Source organism: Azospirillum sp. P4_B5 (assembly GCF_056402275.1).
On sequence record NZ_JBFUHT010000048.1, the window covers coordinates 38,617 to 56,220 of the forward strand.

The following is a 17,604-nucleotide window of genomic DNA, read 5'->3' on the forward strand; positions in this document are numbered from 1 at the left end:
TTTACCGCGCCGTCGCGCACCAGCGCCGCCAGAGCGTGCGGAAGGCGGCCTCGTAGGCGCGAGCCAGCGCCGGAACGTCGCCGAGCGGGGAGGACGCGACACGGTCCCGCAAGCCCGCGCGCAGGGCAGCCAGCGCGTCGCGATCGGCGGCCAGCGCCACCGCGCGAGTGGAGTAGGCGGCATCGGGAGCGATCAGGTCCGGCAACCCGGCGGAGGTCATGATGGCGGACCCCACCCGCGCAATTCCCAGATCCTGGGGGCGGCCCGCCGGCACGATCACTGGTACCCCCATCCACAGCGCCTCGCAGGTCGTGGTGTGGCCGTTGTAGGGGGTGGGGTCCAGCCCGATGTCCACGTCGTTGTAGTCGGCGAGGTTGGCGCGGATGCCGGCCGGCGGGCGGCGAAGCTCCAGCCGGTCCGAAGCCACGCCGTGGCAGGCGAACAGCGCGGTCAGGTGAGCGCGCGACGCCGTATCGCGCATCGCCTTGTATTTCAACAGCAGGCGGGAGTTCGGAACGGCCCTCAGCACGCCCGCCCACAGGGCCACCGTCTCCTCGGTGATCTTGCTCGGGTTGTTGAAGGAGCCGAAGGTGATGAAGCTGTTGCGCAGCGCCGGCAGTGGGCCGACCTCCGGCGCTTCGGGCGGCCCCTGATAGGCCCAGGAGAAGCGGGGCAGCCGTAGCAGCGGCTCGGCGTAGTGGGCTTCTTCCCCCGGCGGGGCGAGCAGGGCGTCGGTGATGCAGGCGTCGAAGCGGTCGATGCCGGTCGTGACGATGTTCACCGCCGTGGTCACCTGCACCGGCGCCGGGCGCCGGGTGAAGACGCCCAGCCGGTTGCCCGCCGTGTGGGAGGCCAGATCCACCAGAACGTCCACCCCGTCCCGCCGGACCCGGACGGCCAACTCCTCCTCGGTCAGGGCGGCCGCGTCGCACCAGCGGTCGGCCAGGGCGCGGAAGCGCTCCGTCTTGGCATCGGGGGCGGTGGCGGTCGAATAGAAGAACAGTTCCACCACCGACCGGTCGAAAGCGCGGAACAGCGGCTCCATGTAGAAGGAGAAGGCGTGGTTGCGGAAGTCGCCGGACACCAGTCCGACGCGTAGGCGGCGGTCCGGGTCGGGATCGTTCGCCGGGCGCGGCAGGGGCGCCGCCACGGCGAAACGCTCCGCCCAGCGCCGCGATTCCTCCAGCAGGCCCGCACCGTCCTGACCGCTGCGGTAGAGCAGGGCGCACAGGTACCGGCTGCGCGCGTCGCGGTCGTCGGGGTCCAATTGAACCGCCCGCTGGAGCAGCGGCAGAGACTCCTCCACCCGTCCCATCAGACCCAGCGCCCCAGCGAGATTGCTGAACGCGCCGGCATGGCCCGGCTGCACGGTCAGCGCCCGCCGCGCCGCCTCGGCCGCCGCGCCGTAACGTCCCAAGGTCTCGCAGGCGGCGGACAGGTTGACCCAGCCCTCCACATGGCCCGGCTGTACGGCCAGCGCCCGCCGGCAGGCTGTGGCGCCGTCCGCGGTGCGACCGGTCTCATCGAGCAGCAGGCCGAGGTTGCTCAAGGCTTCGGCGTGGCCGGGGGCGAGCGCCAGCGTGTTGCGGAATTCCCGCATCGCTCCGCTCCGGTCACCCAGCGCATACAGCGCCGCCGCGCGGTCGAAGCGGATGCCCGCATCCTCCGGCAGCAACCGCACCGACCGCTCCAGAAGCGCCGCGGCCTCGGCACGCCGACCGGCGTCGCGATGGGCGCGCGCCATGATCTGAAGCAGCAGGGCGGCGCGCCCCGAGGCGCGATGGTCGCCGGGTACCAGCCGCACCGCGCGCTCCAGCGCCGCGACCGCCGCTTCGCGCAAATGGGTGCCGCCGTGGGGCAGGGTGTTGCCGAAGCGGTACCAGCCCTCCGCCGCGTCGGGGGCCAGCGACAGGACGCGGCGATGGGCGGCGGCGGCCCGTTCCGGCTGCCCCGCGGCGTCGAGGATGTTGGCGAGGTTGGCGGGGTAATCCGCTGCGTCGGGGCGCAGCGCCATGGCCGCGCCGATCAGCACCGCGGCCCGTTCCACGCGCCCGGTCTGCCCGCACAGCACGCCCAGCAGATGGCGGGCGTCGGCCTGCTCGGGGGCGGCCTCCAGAATGCGCCCGTACAGGATCTCCGCCTCCGCCAACCGCCCGTTCATGTGGTGGTCGAGCGCGGCGGCGATGGCTTCGGCTATGGTCGCCAGGGTGGGCCTCCGGTGTCCATGGAGCGGGTGAAATCAGACAGCCTTTTCGCCCATCGCGGTTCCGCCGTCCACCGCCGGAAGACGGGTCACTCCACGAAATCCTCGCGGCTGAGGCCGTAGCGCTTCAGCTTGTCGTAAAAGGTCTTGCGCGGAATGCTCAGCGCCTCGATGGCGGCCTTCACGCTGCCTTTGCAACGGGCCAGCTCACTTTCGATCAGGCTCTTCTCGAACAGGTCCACCCGCTCGGCCAGCGACAGGCCGCTACGGCCCACCGCCATCGTCGGAGCGCCGCCGCCCACCGCGGACAGCGCATCGTCCAGCCCCAGGACGAAGCGGTCGGCGGCGTTGCGCAGTTCGCGGACGTTGCCGGGCCAGTCGTGGGCCGCCAGCCGCTGCACCTGCGCCGGGCTGGGCGCGCGGGGCTCGCGGTTGTAGCGGGCGGCGGCCTGGACGACGAAATGCTGGAACAGCAGGGGGATGTCGTCGCGGCGGTCGCGCAGCGGCGGGATGGTCACCACGACGACGTTGAGCCGGTAATACAGGTCCTCGCGGAACTTGCCCTCGCTGGCCGCCTTGCGCAGGTCCACCTTGGTCGCGGCGACGACGCGCAGGTCCACGGGGATCAGCTCGTTCGAGCCGAGCGGCTCCACCACCCGCTCCTGGATCACGCGCAGCAGCTTGACCTGGAGCGACAGCGGCATGCTCTCGATCTCGTCGAGGAAGAGCGTGCCGCCGCTGGCGTGCTCGATGCGCCCGACGCGGCGCTTGCCGGCCCCGGTGAAGGCCCCGGCCTCGTGCCCGAACAGCTCGCTCTCGAAGATCGCCTCGGGCATGGCGCCGCAGTTCAGGGCGACGAAGGGGTGCTTGCGCCGGCCGCTGCCGGCGTGGAGGGCGCGGGCGACCATCTCCTTGCCGGTGCCGGTCTCGCCCAGCACCAGAACGTCGGCGTCGGTGTCGGCCACCGCGGCGATGGCGCCGCGCAGCCGCTCGATCCCCGGCGTCCGCCCGACGATGGGTGAGGCCTCCCCGGCGGGCAGCCCGGCGAGCTGGTCGCGCAGGCGCCGGTTCTCCAGCACCAGCCGGCGCTTTTCCACCGCGCGCCGCGTCACCTCGACCAGCCGGTCCGACGGAAAAGGCTTTTCCAGGAAGTCGTAGGCGCCGCGCCGCATCGCCTCCACCGCCATCGGCACGTCGCCGTGGCCGGTGATCAGGATGACCGGCAGTTCGGGGTCCAGCGCCAGGGCGCGCTCCATCAGTTCCAGCCCGTCGATCTGCGGCATGCGCACGTCGGTGACCAGGGCGCCCGGCCAGTCGCGGCCGAGATGCCGCAGGGCGCGCTCCGCCCCGTCGCAGGCGGTGACGTCGAAGCCCGCCAGTTCCAGCGCCTGCTGCCCGGCGAGACGGACGGACCGCTCGTCGTCCACGAAGAGGACGGAGCCGCCCGGGGCGATGCTGCCGGTCGTCATGTCTGCGAATCCCTGCGCTTGAGGCGGATGGTGAAGAGGGCGCCGCCCTCCGGATGGTTGGCGGCGGTCAGGCTGCCGCCGAAATCCTCGACGATGCCGTGGCTGATCGACAGGCCGAGGCCGAGCCCGTCGCCCGCCTCCTTGGTCGTGAAGAAGGGCACGAAGATGCGCGGCAGGTCGGCCTCGGCGATTCCGGGGCCGCTGTCGCGGACGGTCAACACCGCCTCCTCCCCCTCCTCGGCCAGGGCGATGCGGACATGGCGGCGGGGGGAGGCGCGCATGGCGTCGGCGGCGTTGCCGATCAGGTTGACCAGCACCTGCTGCAACCGTACGTCCTCGCCGGTGACCAGCAGGGGGCCGGGCGGCAGGTCGGTGTCCACCGTCACGGAATCGCGGCGCAGCCGGGCCTCCAGCAGGGCCAGCGCCTGCCCGACGGCGGCGGCGGCGGACACCGCGCCCAGCGTGCCCGAGGCGCGCCGGGCGAAGCCCTTCAGGCTGCGGGTGATGGCGGCCATGCGGTCGGTCAGGTCGGCGATCTCCACCAGATTGTCGCGCACCGAGTCCGGCCGTCCGCGCTCCAGCAGCACCACCGCGTTGTCGGCGAAGCTGCGGATGGCGGCCAGCGGCTGGTTGATCTCGTGCGCCATGGCCGCCGACATCTGGCCCAGCGCCGCCAGCTTCGCCGCCTGGGTCAGTTCGTTCTCGGTGGCGCGCAGCTCCGCCGTGGCGGCGGCCACGCGGCGCTCAAGCTCGGCCCGCGCCTCCTCCTGGAGGGCCAGCCGCTCCACGAGATTCAGACGGCGTTGGGCCAGCGCGTAGCCGGTCAGGGCGGCCAGCGCCACCACCGCGGCGGCGAGCAACCCGGCCTGTTGGGCGCGGGTGGCGACCGGGGCGAGGCTGGTCAGGGCGTGGATCGTCCAATCGCCGCCGGGCACCGCGGCGGACTGCAGCAGGTAGCGCCGCTCCGCGGTCCCTTCCCGCAATGTGATGCGGTCGGACGCCCCGCCGAAGGCCCAGGGCAGGGCGGGGATCTCCTCGGTCGGCGCGGACGCTGTCGTTGGCAGCGTCACCGGCAGGCGGCGGGGCAGGGCGTTGTAGCGCCAACCCTCGACGTTGGTGATGAAGACGATGCCGTCGCGGTCGGAGACCAGAACCTTCTCCTGGCCATGCGACCACGCTTTTTCGAGGTCCTGGAAGCCGACCTTCAGGACCACGACGCCCGCCAGCCGCCCGTCTGTGCGGTTTTCCGCCACCACCCGCTGCGCCGTGTAGTAGCCGGGGATGAGCGAGGTGGTGCCGAGCGCGAAATGGTGCCCCTCTCCCTGTTCCATGGCCGACTGGAAATAGGGGCGGTAGCTGAAATTCTGCCCGACGAAGCTGGGCGAGGCGTTCCAGTTGCTGGCCGCGACGGTGGTGCCCGCCCCGTTCATCACATAGAGGGCCGATGCCTTCAGCGTCGCCGCGATGGCCTCCAGCTTGCGGTTCAGGCGGTCCACCCGCTCCGGGCTGGGGTCGCGCAGCAGGTCGGCGACCTCCTGGTCGCGGGCGAGCACCATGGGCACGGCGGCGTGCCGCTCCAATTCGGTGCGCAGGTTGGAGTCGTAGAGCGACAGCTGCGCCGACCCCTGTTCGCGCAAGGATTCACTGGCGTTGTCGGCCGCCAGACCCGCCGCCACCGCCGCGGCCAGCGGCATGCCGATCACCAGAACGGCCAGCATCACCCGCCGCGGGCGGGCGAACAGGAGGGGCATCCGCCGGGCGACCCAGGCGCGGCTTTGCGAAAATGTCCAGCGGGTGGGGGCGATCCTAACCAACGGTCCTCAATCCATATTGCGCCGCAACAAGACACCGCAATGTGCGGATTTTCGCACATGGATTCCGTCCTTGTCGTGCGGATTTTGACCCACGCGCTCCGTCAGAGCGCTGCGATTCCTCGTTTTTATTTTTGGCACACCGCTTGCTTTGAGAGGGCATGACGGGCCGGCCGCCGACCGCGAGACAAGAGCGGCAGCCCTTTCCAAGGAACGCGACGAGGAGACGACCATGCACGCCCAAGGGCAGCCCCAGAAAAAGCCATTCTATACGAACCTGACGGTTCAGGTTCTGACTGCGATCACCATCGGCATTCTGCTCGGCCATTTCTATCCGGCTCTTGCGGTGCAGATGAAGCCCCTGGGCGATGTCTTCATCAAGATGATCAAGATGGTCATCGGCCCGATCGTTTTCCTGACCGTGGTCACCGGCATCTCCTCGATCGGCGACATGAAGAAGGTCGGCAAGGTCGGCGGCAAGGCGATCCTGTATTTCGAGATCGTCACCACCTTCGCCCTGGGTCTCGGCCTGCTGGTCGTCAATCTGGTGAAGCCGGGGGCGGGGATGAACATCCAGGCCGGCTCGCTGAAGGCCGACGCCGTCGCCAAGTACGCCACCGAGGCGCAGAACCACACCACCATCGACTTCCTGGTCAACATCGTCCCGGACAACGTCGTCGGCGCCTTCGTCAAGGGCGACATGCTGCAGATCCTGTTCTTCGCGGTGATCTTCGGCGTCGCGCTGTCCGCCATGGGCCAGAAGGGCAAGGTGGTCGAGGACATGTTCGAGAAGGTGTCGCACGCCATGTTCGGCGTGATCGGCATCCTGATGCGCGTCGCCCCGCTGGGTGCCTTCGGCGCGATGTCCTTCACCATCGGCAAGTACGGCGTGTCGTCGCTGACCTCGCTCGGCCAGCTGATGGCGGCGGTCTACATCACGATGGCGCTGTTCGTCTTCGTCGTGCTGGGCAGCATCGCCCGCCTGTACAACTTCAGCCTCCTGACCTTCCTGCGCTACATCAAGGACGAGCTGCTGATCGTGCTCGGCACCTCCTCGTCGGAGTCCGTGCTGCCGCGCATGATGGAGAAGATGCAGAAGTTCGGCTGCTCCAAGCACGTCGTCGGCCTCGTCATCCCCACCGGCTACTCGTTCAACCTCGACGGCACCTCGATCTACCTGTCGATGGCCGCGATCTTCATCGCCCAGGCCTTCAACATCGATCTGACGATCTGGCAGCAGCTGACCATCCTCGGCCTGCTGATGCTGACCTCGAAGGGTGCGGCGGCGGTCACCGGCGGCGGCTTCGTGACGCTGGCGGCCACCCTGTCGGCCACCGGCCACCTGCCGATCGAGGGGCTGGCGCTGCTGCTGGGCGTCGACCGCTTCATGTCGGAAGCCCGCGCCATCACCAACCTGATCGGCAATGGCGTGGCCACCATCGTGGTCGCCAAGATGGAAGGCGAGTTCGACGAGAGCAAGGCGGTCGCCGAATACCAGGAGCACTTCAAGGAACCGGCGCTCGCCCGCATCTGACGGGAGTCCGGCTTCCGGTCCCAAGAGGTGAAAAGGAGGGGGCGGTCCGCCGCGGACCGCCCCTTTCCCCATTCCGGTGCTTGGGCAATTCAGGTATAAGCCGGGGTGGAAACAGTTCGTCGTTCGGCAAATTAACTGAAATCAAGTTAAAAGGGGAGTGGACGTATGTCCGGCGACTTCGACGCTATGGCGCTTGAGTACCACCGGAATCCGAAGCCCGGTAAGCTGGCGATCGTCGCCACCAAGCCCATGGCGAACCAGCGCGACCTCGCGCTGGCCTATTCGCCGGGCGTGGCCGCGGCGTCCAGCGCCATCGCCGCCGACCCGGCCCAGGCCGCGGAGCTGACGGCCCGCGCCAACCTCGTGGCGGTCATCACCAACGGCACGGCGGTGCTGGGGCTGGGCGACATCGGCCCGATGGCCGCCAAGCCGGTCATGGAGGGCAAGGCCGTCCTCTTCAAGAAGTTCGCCGGCATCGACTGCTTCGACCTGGAGCTGAACGAGAAGGATGTCGACGGTCTGGTCGACACCATCGTCCGGCTGGAGCCGACCTTCGGCGCCATCAACCTGGAGGACATCGCCGCCCCCGCCTGCTTCGAGGTGGAGCGCCGCTGCCGCGAGCGGATGAAGATCCCGGTCTTCCACGACGACCAGCACGGCACCGCCATCGTGGTCGGTGCGGCCGTCCTCAACGGGCTGAAACTGGTCGGCAAGGACATTTCCACGGTCAAGGTCGTCTCCACCGGAGGCGGGGCGGCGGGCATCGCCTGCCTGGACCTGATGCTCAGCCTGGGCGTCAAGCGCGAGAACGTCTGGCTGGTCGACCGCATCGGCGTGGTCCACAAGGGCCGCAACGAGGAGATGAACCCCTACAAGGACGCCTACGCGCAGGAGACGGACGCCCGCGTGCTGAACGACGTCATCGACGGGGCGGACATCTTCCTCGGCCTGTCGGGCGCCAAGGTGCTGAAGCCGGAGATGCTGGTCCGCATGGCCGACAAGCCGCTGGTGCTGGCGCTGGCCAACCCGGAGCCGGAGATCATGCCGGACCTCGCCCGGCAGGCCCGCCCCGACGCCATCATCGCCACCGGCCGCTCGGACTTCCCCAACCAGGTCAACAACGTCCTCTGCTTCCCCTTCATCTTCCGCGGCGCGCTGGACGTCGGGGCGACGACGGTGAACGAGGAGATGAAGATCGCCGCCACCCACGCCATGGCCAGCCTCGCCCAGGCCGAGCCGTCGGACGTGGTGGCCGCCGCCTATGTCGGCGAGAACCTGCGCTTCGGCCCGGACTACATCCTGCCCAAGCCCTTCGACCCGCGTCTGGTGATCGAAGTGTCCTCGGCGGTGGCCAAGGCTGCCATGGAGTCGGGCGTGGCGACGCGGCCGATCGCCGATTTCCGCGCCTACCGCGACAGCCTCGGCCAGTATGTCTTCCGTTCCGGCCTTGTCATGAAGCCGGTCATCACCAAGGCGAAGGCGGCGCCCAAGCGCATCGTCTACGCCGAGGGCGAGGAGCCGCGCGTCCTGCGCTGCGCCCAGGTGGTGGTGGACGACGGGATCGCCCATCCGGTCCTGCTCGGCCGCGCCGACGTGATCGAGCGGACGATTGCCGACATGGGCCTGCGCATCCGCATCGGCAAGGACGTCGAGGTGATCGAGGCCGCCCGTGACCTGCGCTGCCACAACTACGCCGAGGTCTACCGGCAACTGATGGGCCGCCGCGGCGTGTCGCCGGCCAACGCGCTGAACGTCGTGCGCAGCCAGCCGACCGTCTTCGGCGCTCTGATGGTCCGCCGGGGCGAGGCCGACGGCATGGTCTGCGGCACCTCGGGCCGCTACGGCGACCACTTCAACCACGTCATGGGGGTGATCGGCCTGCGCAAGGGCGTGAAGGTGGCCGGCGCCATGAACGGGCTGATCTCGCAGAAGGGCACGCACTTCATCTGCGACACCTACGTCAACCCCGACCCGACCGCCGAGCAGGTGGCCGAGATCGCCCGGCTGGCGGCGGAGGAGGTGAAGCGCTTCGGCATCGAGCCGAAGGTGGCGCTGCTCTCCCACTCCAACTTCGGCAGCGCGGACACCCCGTCGGCCCGCAAGATGCGCTTGGCCTATCAGCTCATCGCCGAGGAGATGCCCGACCTGGAGGTGGACGGCGAGATGCACGCCGACGCCGCCCTGTCGGAGGTGCTGCGCAAGGGCGTTCTGCCCGACAGCCGCCTGAAGGGCGAGGCGAACCTGCTGGTCATGCCGACCCTGGACGCCGCCAACATCGCCTTCAACATGCTGAAGATCATGGCCGACGCGCAGAATGTCGGGCCGATGCTGCTGGGCGTCGCGCGTCCCGTGCACATCGTCACCCCGTCGGTGACCACGCGCGGTCTGGTCAACATGACGGCGGTGGCGGTGGTCGACGCCCAGCTTGCCGCCCCGGTCAACGCCGCCCCGCGTCCCCCGGCGCTGCAGGACGGCGGGGACTGAGCAACCGCAACCGCGGGGCCGGACGGTGCTTGCGCCGCTCCGGTCCCGCGGGCCACTCTGCCGGGATGAGTCCCGACGCCCCTTCCCGCGATGACCTCTCCAGTCTGACGGCCCAGGCCGCCCGCCACCACGCCGAGGGACGGCTGGCCGAGGCGGTGACCGCCTACACCGACGCCTTGCGGCTCGACCGCCGAAACCCGGCGCTTCTCTACGGCTTCGGGCTGGTGCTGCGCGATCTCGGGCAGATGGATGGGGCGGCCAAATGCTTCGAGGCGGCCTTCGCTCTTAATTCCTCATGCGTGGACGCAGCCGACAGTCTGGGCACGCTGCACGCCGGGCAGGGCCGTTTCGCGGAAGCCGAAGCCTGCCACCGCGCCGCTCTGGCCCGTGACACCGACCGGGCAACGTTCTGGAACAATCTGGCCAACGCGCTGAGCCGGCAAGGTCGGGCCGCAGCGGCCCTGGAGGCGTGGCGACGCGCCGTCCTGCTCGACCCGGCTTTGCCGGAGGGGCTGTCCAACCTCGGCGGCGGGCTGCGCGACGCCGAGCGGCTGGACGAGGCCGAGCGGGCGCACCGTCGCGCCCTGCGGCTGACGCCGGACGAACCGCAGGCCAACAACAATTTCGGCCACGCGCTGCGGGCGCGGCTCCGCCATGCGGAGGCGGCCCGCTGGTTCCGCCGTGCCCTGGCGCTCGACCCCGGCTATGCGGCGGCCTTGTGCAATCTCGGTCTGGCGGTGCAGCGTTTGGGCGACGGGGTGCTGGCGGAGCGTCTGTACGGGCGGGCGCTCCGCGTGTGTCCCGATCTGGCGCTGGCCCATTTCAACCGCGGCCTGCTGCAACTGGAGCGCGGCGCGCTGGCGGAGGGCTGGGCCGGCTATGGCTGGCGCTTCGCGTCCGGTCAGGCGGGCGGGGCGCGCCAGCCGCGGCTGCCCGCGTGGCGCGGCGAGGATCTGGCGGGGAAGCGCCTGCTGATCTGGGGCGAGCAGGGGGTGGGCGACACCATCCTGTTCTCCTCCCTCTGCGCGGAGGCCATCGCCCGCGCGCGCTCCGTGGTGATCGAGACCGACCGGCGGCTGGTGCCGCTGTTCGCCCGTTCCTTCCCCGGCGCTCTGGTCCGTCCCCCGAGGCCCGATGCGGAGTCCGTGCCCGACTGCGACCGGCATACGCCCATCGGCTCCCTGGCGCGGGTCTTCCGCCGCGACCTGTCCGCCTTCGGCGGTGCTGCCGGCGGCTGGCTGGTGCCCGACCCGGTTCGGGTGGCGTTCTGGCGTGACCGTGTCGCCGCGCTCGGCCCCGGCCTTCGCGTGGGGATCGGCTGGCGCAGCGCGCTGATGACCGAATCGCGCCGCGTCGCTTACAGCCGGCTCGACCAGTGGGGTGCGCTGTTCGCCGTGCCGGGAGTGGTCTTCGTCACTCTCCAGTATGGCGCGTGCGAGGCCGAGCGGGCCGCGGCGGAGGCAAGCTTCGGGGTCGCCATCCACCGCTGGGACGATCTCGACCTGACCGACGATTTCGACGGGACGGCGGCGCTGATGGCGAATCTGGATCTGGTGATCGCGCCGGCCACGGCGGTGGGGGAACTGGCGGCGGCGCTCGGCGTGCCGGTCTGGCGCTTCGGCGGTCGGGACTGGACCCAGCTCGGCACCGCGGTACGCCCCTGGTTCGCGGCGCAGCGCCTGTTCCAGCCGCAGGACGGAGAGGACACCCTTGGCGTGCTGAGAAGGATGGCCGGACAACTCGCCCATCGCCCTATCTGAAATTTCGGCGAAAAACAATTCGCAACTTTACATGCTTTGCGGTAAAGTGGGGGTCTAGCGATCCATTCGCGTCCCCCCGATTGGGGCGTGCCTGATGGGAGAGTGAGCCATGTCTGACGGAATGGCCGGCGTTGGTCAGATGGTTGCGGACCTCAACAAGTCCGTGTCCGCTGCTGTCGAGCGCCTGAAGGCGCAGCGGGAGGCCGAAGCCACCGCCAACGCGGACGTGCAGGAATTCCGCAAGGACGTTCGCAAGTCTTCCATCAACACCCCCGGTTTCGCCACGGACATGGGGGTTCTCGCCAAGAACATGACCCGCCTGAACGTGGTCGGCGCGCTGGGCGCCGATGATCCCGTCGATTTCTATAAGTTCCGTGTGACCACCAAGGGCGCGGTAACGCTGGGGCAGGTGGGCGACGAGGGGTTGCGCGTCCAGGTGATGTCCAAGTTCGGTACGGTCGTGGCCGACAGCGACAAGAGCGCCGGCAAGAATTACGATGCCTTCAAGGGCATGATGCAGGGCGAATACGAACTCGACCGCGGCGACTACACGCTGCGCCTGACACGTGAAAAGGGACAGTCCGCCAAGGACACCAAGAACTACGCCATTCAGCTCAGCATGGGCAAGTACACCCAGGATTACGACACGGTCGTCAAGGCTCCGAAGAAGGGCGAAAGCCCGTTCAATCTCTCCACCGGCCAACAGGCCATGCTGGACGGGCTGAGCCAGGCGGCGTCGAGCCTGAATTCGATCCCCACCGGCCAGTCCGGCACGCAGAAGCTCATGGGCAGCTTCAACCTGTTCGTCTGACCGAAGCCCATCCTCCGTCAAAGGCCGAAGCCCTTTCCCCATTCATGGGGGAAGGGCTTTTTCCATCCGGGGCTTGCGGTCCGCCCCGGCCAGTGATCCGCCCTGGTCGGTGTTCCTCCGCCGGCGCACTCCGCATGCGGCGGACCTTTCGCCCCTGGGAAATGTTAAGCCAACGCTATGACCGCACCGGACCACCCGATTCTGCTCTGCCACGACTGCGGCGCACCGCACGCCCTGCCGCCGGCCTTACCCGGCCATCGCGCGGAATGCCATCGCTGCGGGGCGGTGCTGCGCCATTTCCGGACCGGCGGGCTGGGGCAGGCGGTCGCCCTGGCCATCGCCTCGACGATCCTCTTCGTCACCGCCAACCTGTTCCCGATCCTGACCTTCGAACTGGAGGGGCGGGCGCAGACGGCGACCCTGCTCAGCGGTTCGGTGGCACTGTGGGACGGCGGGTACGAGGTGCTGGGCGTTCTGGTCTTCTTCGTGCTGTTCCTGGCGCCGCTGGCTCAGGTGCTCGGCACGCTCTACGTCGTGATGCCGCTCGCCGCCGGACGGACGGCGGCGCCGGGTGCGGCCTGGATCTTCCGGACGGTGGCGCGGCTGCGCCGCTGGGCGATGGCGGAGGTCTTTCTGCTCGGCCTGATCGTCGCCTATGTGAAGCTGTCCGATCTGGCGGAGTTGGAGCCGGGTGCGTCGCTGGCCGCTCTGGTCGCCTTCATCCTGGTGCAGGTATGGGGGGAGGCGTCGCTCAGCCCCTTCGAGGTGTGGGAGCGGATCGCGCCGCAGACCCGCGTCGCCCAGACCGCCAGCGCCGACCCGGAGCGGCTGACCGCCTGTCACGACTGCCACCAAGTGGTCGCCGGGGCCGAGGGGGCCTGCCCGCGCTGCGGCGCCCGGCTGCACCACCGCAAGCCGAACAGCCTGCCGCGCGGCTGGGCGCTGATCTCCGCGGCGACGATCCTCTACATTCCGGCGAACCTGCTGCCGATCATGACGGTGGTCTATTTCGGCGCCGGCCAGCCGGACACCATCCTGTCCGGTGTGGAGGCGCTGATCGCGGCGGAGATGTGGCCGGTGGCCCTGCTGGTCTTCTTCGCCAGCATCACCGTGCCGGTGCTGAAGCTGATCGGGCTGGCCTACCTGCTGTGGACGGTGCAGCGGGGCTCGCCGAAGCGGCAGCGCGACCGCACACGTCTTTACCGGTTGATCGAGGGGGTCGGGCGCTGGTCCATGGTGGACATCTTCATGATCTCGCTTCTGGCGGCCCTGGTCCAACTGGGCGCCATCGCCACCATCCACGCGGAGCTGGGCGCCGTCGCCTTCGCCGCGGTCGTCGTCATCACCATGCTGGCGTCGGAGTCCTTCGACCCGCGGCTGATCTGGGATGCGCCGCCCCGGCGGGCACGCCGGCAGGATTCCCATCATGACTGACCCGAATTCCTCGGTGGAGCCGGCCAGCCCGGTGATCCGCCGCCGCCGCGGCCCGCCGCTGATCTGGCTGGTGCCGCTGGTCGCCGCGCTGATCGGCGGCTGGCTGGCCTGGAGGACGCTGAACGAGCGTGGCCCGACCATCACCATCACCTTCGACACGGCGGAGGGGCTGGAGCCCGGCAAGACCCGCGTGCGCTACCGCGACGTCGATGTCGGGACGGTGCAGGGGGTGGCGGTCTCGCCCGACCTGTCGAACGTCATCGTCTCCGTGCGCATGGTGAAGGGTGCCGCCTCCTACCTCAACGACCGGACAAGCTTCTGGGTGGTCAAACCCCGGCTGGGCTTCGGCGGCGTGTCGGGCCTCGGCACGCTGGTTTCGGGCGCTTACATCGGCATGGACCCGGGAACCGGCAACGGCGAGGCGCTCAGCGCCTTCCGCGGGCTGGAGGAACCGCCGCTGATCCGCTCCAGCTCGCCGGGAAGGCGCTTCGCGCTGCGCGCCGACCGGCTGGGCGGCCTCGGGCCGGGGGCGCCGATCTACTACCGAGGCATCCAGGTCGGCGAAGTGGTCGGCTATGAGTTCTCGCAGGACTGGCAGTCGCTGACCCTCCCGGTCTTCATCCACGCGCCCTATGACCGGATCGTCCGGCCCAACACCCGCTTCTGGAACGCCAGCGGCCTGTCGGTGTCCATCGGGCCGGAGGGGCCGACGGTGGCTCTTGAATCGCTGCAGTCGCTGGCGACCGGCGGCGTGTCGTTCGAGACTCCCGGCCTTGGCGGCCCCGGCGACAATGGCGAGATCGCCGCGGAGGGCACGGACTTCCCCCTCTATGAGAGCCGCAACGCCGCCAGCGACGCTCGCTTCACCCGGCGGGTGCCCTTCCTGGTGCATTTCGACGGGTCGGTGCGCGGTCTGCATCCGGGGTCGGCGGTGGAGTTCCGCGGCATCCGGGTGGGTGAGGTGACCGACATCCGCCTCGACGTGGATCCGGTGACCGGCGAGGCCCGCATCCCGGTGACCCTGAACATCGAGCCGGAACGGCTGGGCGGCGAGCTGCCGGCGGCGCACGACACCGAAGCCGCCTATGCCGGCATGAAGGCGCTGGTCGAGCAGGGGCTGCGGGCGCAGTTGCGCACCGGCAACCTGCTGACCGGCGAGTTGATCGTGACGCTGGACCTGTTCCCTGACGCGCCGAAACAGACGATGATCTCCGGCGGTCCCTATCCGGAAGTGCCGTCCCAGCCGAACGTGCTCGACACGGCGACCAAAACCGCCACCGACCTGATGAACGAGCTTGCCCGCGCGCCCATCGCCGAAACGGTGGTGGAGTTGCGCTCGACCATCCAGAAGGCCGGCGCCCTGATCGGCTCGCCGGAGATCGCGCAGGCCATCGGCTCGCTCAGCCGGTCGCTGGCGGAGCTGGAGAAGACCACGCAGGCCCTGGGCAGCGAGGGCGAGCCGACCATCCGCGCCCTGCGCGACGTCGCGGAAAACACCTCCAAGCTGGTCCGGCAGGCCGAAAAGACGCTCAGCAGCACGGACGGTCTGGTCAACTCGTCCCGCCCCGCGGTCAGCGACCTGCAGGGGCTGGTGCGGGAGCTGACCGCGGCGGCCCGCTCCATCCGCGGCCTGACCGACTATCTCGAACGCCATCCCGAAGCCCTGATCCGGGGCAAACGCGGTTGAGGACTCCCATGGCTCCGATTGTTCATGCCCGTCGCCTGCTGCTATGCGCCTCCGCCCTGGCGTCGCTCGCCGCTTGCAGCACGCCGCCAAGCCGCTTCTACCATCTGGACGCCGTCGCGCCGGATGCCGCCCAACCGCGGAGCGCCGAGGCGCAGCGGCGGGTGATCGGGCTGGAGGGCGTGGAGGTCCCCGGCTATCTCGACCGGTCCGAGTTGGTGATGCGGGCGCCGGGCAACCGGCTGGTCGTCATGGAGTTCGACCGCTGGGGCGGCCCCCTCGACGAGATGGTGACCCGTACGCTGCTGCGGAACCTGGAGAAAGGCCTGCCGGGGGCGGAGGTGGTCGGCCTGCCGCTTCAGCGCGACTTCCCGCTATCCCAGGTGGTGGAGGTCACGCTGGACCGCTTCGACGCGGCGGAGGACGGGCCGGCCGTTCTGGAGGCGCGCTGGCGCGTCTTCGACCAGGGCGGCGACCGGCTGCGCCGGCTGGGCCACACCGCGGCGCAGGAACCGGTGAGTGCTGCGGGCGATCCCGGTGCGGTTGCCGAGGCTCTCAGCCGCACGCTGGCCCGCTTGGCGCAAGATATTGCAAGCGCGCTGCGTTGATCTGATCGGTCTGTTTTAAATTAGCCGAACCAGATGAAAATAACCGATTTTCGATGGAGTGTCTCACATGTTGCGCCGCAATAGCTGTCATTTGTCCCAGTTTACGTGATCGCGCATAACTTGGACGGTGCCCTGCGTATTCCGCAGAGATTGATTGATTGGGATCAATGTGGCCGGGGAGCTTTGGGCGCCTACTGATCGGGTAAGCGCGATGCTTGGCCGGGCGGGTCCGTCCGGTCCGGCGCCGCGCAACGTGGCGCGGCCCCCGCCGGGGAGGGCAGGGACCGCCGCAGACCAATAGAGGCGCGTCATGGATTCCCTGATGTTCGAACCGAAAATCCCCGTTGCCGAAGCCGAGACGCCGAACCCCTGGCGCGGTTTTGCGCCCGGTTCCTGGCGGACCACGGTCGATCTGCGCGATTTCATCGTGAAGAACGTCCGCCCCTACGGCGGCGACGGCAGTTTCCTCTCCCCGGCCAGCGACCGCACCCTGTCGCTGTGGAACAAGGTGCGCGATCTCCTGAAGGAGGAGCGTGCGGCCAAGGGCGGCGTTCTCGACGCCGACACGGAACTGGTGTCCTCCATCGTCAGCCACGCCCCCGGCTACATCGACCGGGAGCTTGAGGTCATCGTCGGGCTTCAGACGGACAAGCCGCTGAAACGATCGATCATGCCCTTCGGTGGTTGGCGCATGGTCAAGACGGGCCTGGAAGCATACGGCTTCAAGCCCTCGCCCAAGCTGGACGACGTGTTCCCGGCGCTGCGCAAGACGCACAACGACGGCGTCTTCGACGTCTACACCGACGAGATGCTGCGCTGCCGCAAGTCGGGCGTCATCACCGGCCTGCCCGACGCCTACGGCCGCGGGCGCATCATCGGCGACTACCGTCGCTTGGCGCTCTACGGCGCCGATTTCCTGATCGCCGACAAGAAGGCCCAGTACAAGAGCCTGGAAGTCGACCGCATCGACGAGAACACGCTGCGCCTGCGCGAGGAGATCACCGAGCAGATCCGTGCGCTCCGCGACCTCGTGACGATGGCGGCGTCCTACGGCTTTGACGTGACCCGCCCGGCGACCAACGCCTTCGAGGCGGTGCAGTGGACCTACCTCGCCTATCTGGCGGCGGTGAAGGAGGCCAACGGCGCGGCCATGTCGCTCGGCCGCGTGTCGAGCTTCCTCGACGTCTACATCGAGCGCGACCTGCGCGAAGGCCGCCTGGACGAGGCAGGCGCTCAGGAGTTGATCGACCAGTTCGTCATCAAGCTGCGGATGGTGCGTTTCCTGCGCACGCCGGAATACGACCAGCTCTTCTCCGGCGACCCGACCTGGGTGACGGAATGCATCGGCGGCATGGCGCTCGACGGGCGCACGCTGGTCACCAAGGGCAGCTTCCGCATGCTGCACACGCTCCAGAATCTCGGGCCGGCTCCGGAGCCGAACCTGACCGTGCTGTGGTCGGAGAGCCTGCCGGAGGGCTTCAAGGCCTTCTGTGCCGAGACGTCGATCAAGACCTGCTCGGTGCAGTACGAGAACGACGACCTGATGCGGCCCTTCTGGGGCGACGATTACGGCATCGCCTGCTGCGTCTCGGCCATGCGCATCGGCAAGCAGATGCAGTTCTTCGGTGCCCGCGCCAACCTCGCCAAGACGCTGCTCTACGCCATCAACGGCGGCCGCGACGAGGTGTCGGGCGAGCAGGTCGGCCCGGCCTTCGCGCCGATCACCGGCGACGTGCTCGACCACGACACGGTGGTCGCCCGCCTGCTGCCGATGATGGAATGGCTGGCGCGCGCCTACATGAACAC

General features: G+C 69.3%; 11 protein-coding genes. 8 read left to right on the forward strand and 3 right to left on the reverse strand.

The window, feature by feature from the left end:
- Position 1 precedes the first annotated feature (1 nt).
- The 3 genes from AC1DVI_RS26875 to AC1DVI_RS26885 all read right to left on the reverse strand — a co-directional run bounded on the left by AC1DVI_RS26875 (position 2) and on the right by AC1DVI_RS26885 (position 5,423).
- On the reverse strand, positions 2-2,161 hold the full coding sequence (locus AC1DVI_RS26875) for a tetratricopeptide repeat protein (protein ID WP_476960580.1): 2,160 nt from the start codon (positions 2,159-2,161) through the stop codon (positions 2-4).
- 131 nt (positions 2,162-2,292) lie between these two features.
- The gene (locus AC1DVI_RS26880) at positions 2,293-3,672 is read right to left on the reverse strand and encodes a sigma-54-dependent transcriptional regulator (RefSeq protein WP_476960581.1); all 1,380 of its coding nucleotides are present in this window, start codon (positions 3,670-3,672) and stop codon (positions 2,293-2,295) included.
- Positions 3,669-5,423, reverse strand: coding sequence for a sensor histidine kinase (locus tag AC1DVI_RS26885; RefSeq protein WP_476960582.1), 1,755 nt, complete (start codon positions 5,421-5,423; stop codon positions 3,669-3,671). Before AC1DVI_RS26885 ends, AC1DVI_RS26880 begins: the two co-directional genes overlap by 4 nt.
- 292 nt (positions 5,424-5,715) lie before the next feature.
- Here AC1DVI_RS26885 and AC1DVI_RS26890 point away from each other — a divergent pair, with 292 nt between their 5' ends.
- The 8 genes from AC1DVI_RS26890 to AC1DVI_RS26925 form a co-directional block, all read left to right on the forward strand.
- The gene (locus tag AC1DVI_RS26890; protein ID WP_149167810.1) at positions 5,716-7,017 is read left to right on the forward strand and encodes a dicarboxylate/amino acid:cation symporter; all 1,302 of its coding nucleotides are present in this window, start codon (positions 5,716-5,718) and stop codon (positions 7,015-7,017) included.
- A 165-nt stretch (positions 7,018-7,182) separates the two neighbouring features.
- Entirely contained in the window at positions 7,183-9,501 is a 2,319-nt protein-coding gene (locus AC1DVI_RS26895; RefSeq protein WP_476960583.1) for an NADP-dependent malic enzyme, read from the forward strand.
- Positions 9,502-9,566: 65 nt separating this feature from the next.
- The gene (locus AC1DVI_RS26900) at positions 9,567-11,261 is read left to right on the forward strand and encodes a tetratricopeptide repeat protein (RefSeq protein WP_476960584.1); all 1,695 of its coding nucleotides are present in this window, start codon (positions 9,567-9,569) and stop codon (positions 11,259-11,261) included.
- Positions 11,262-11,370: 109 nt separating this feature from the next.
- Complete coding sequence (locus AC1DVI_RS26905) at positions 11,371-12,072, forward strand: hypothetical protein (RefSeq protein WP_149167807.1); 702 nt, start codon at positions 11,371-11,373, stop codon at positions 12,070-12,072.
- A 177-nt stretch (positions 12,073-12,249) separates the two neighbouring features.
- Positions 12,250-13,506: a PqiA/YebS family transporter subunit gene (locus AC1DVI_RS26910; RefSeq protein ID WP_476960585.1), complete on the forward strand. Its 1,257-nt coding sequence runs from the start codon at positions 12,250-12,252 to the stop codon at positions 13,504-13,506.
- Complete coding sequence (locus AC1DVI_RS26915) at positions 13,499-15,193, forward strand: PqiB family protein (protein ID WP_476960586.1); 1,695 nt, start codon at positions 13,499-13,501, stop codon at positions 15,191-15,193. The genes AC1DVI_RS26910 and AC1DVI_RS26915 overlap by 8 nt, the downstream gene beginning before the upstream one ends.
- A gap of 8 nt (positions 15,194-15,201) precedes the next feature.
- Entirely contained in the window at positions 15,202-15,798 is a 597-nt protein-coding gene (locus AC1DVI_RS26920; RefSeq protein WP_247890175.1) for a PqiC family protein, read from the forward strand.
- Positions 15,799-16,120: 322 nt separating this feature from the next.
- Positions 16,121-17,604: pyruvate formate lyase family protein (locus AC1DVI_RS26925; RefSeq protein ID WP_476960587.1), on the forward strand; the 1,484-nt coding region annotated here is incomplete at its 3' end.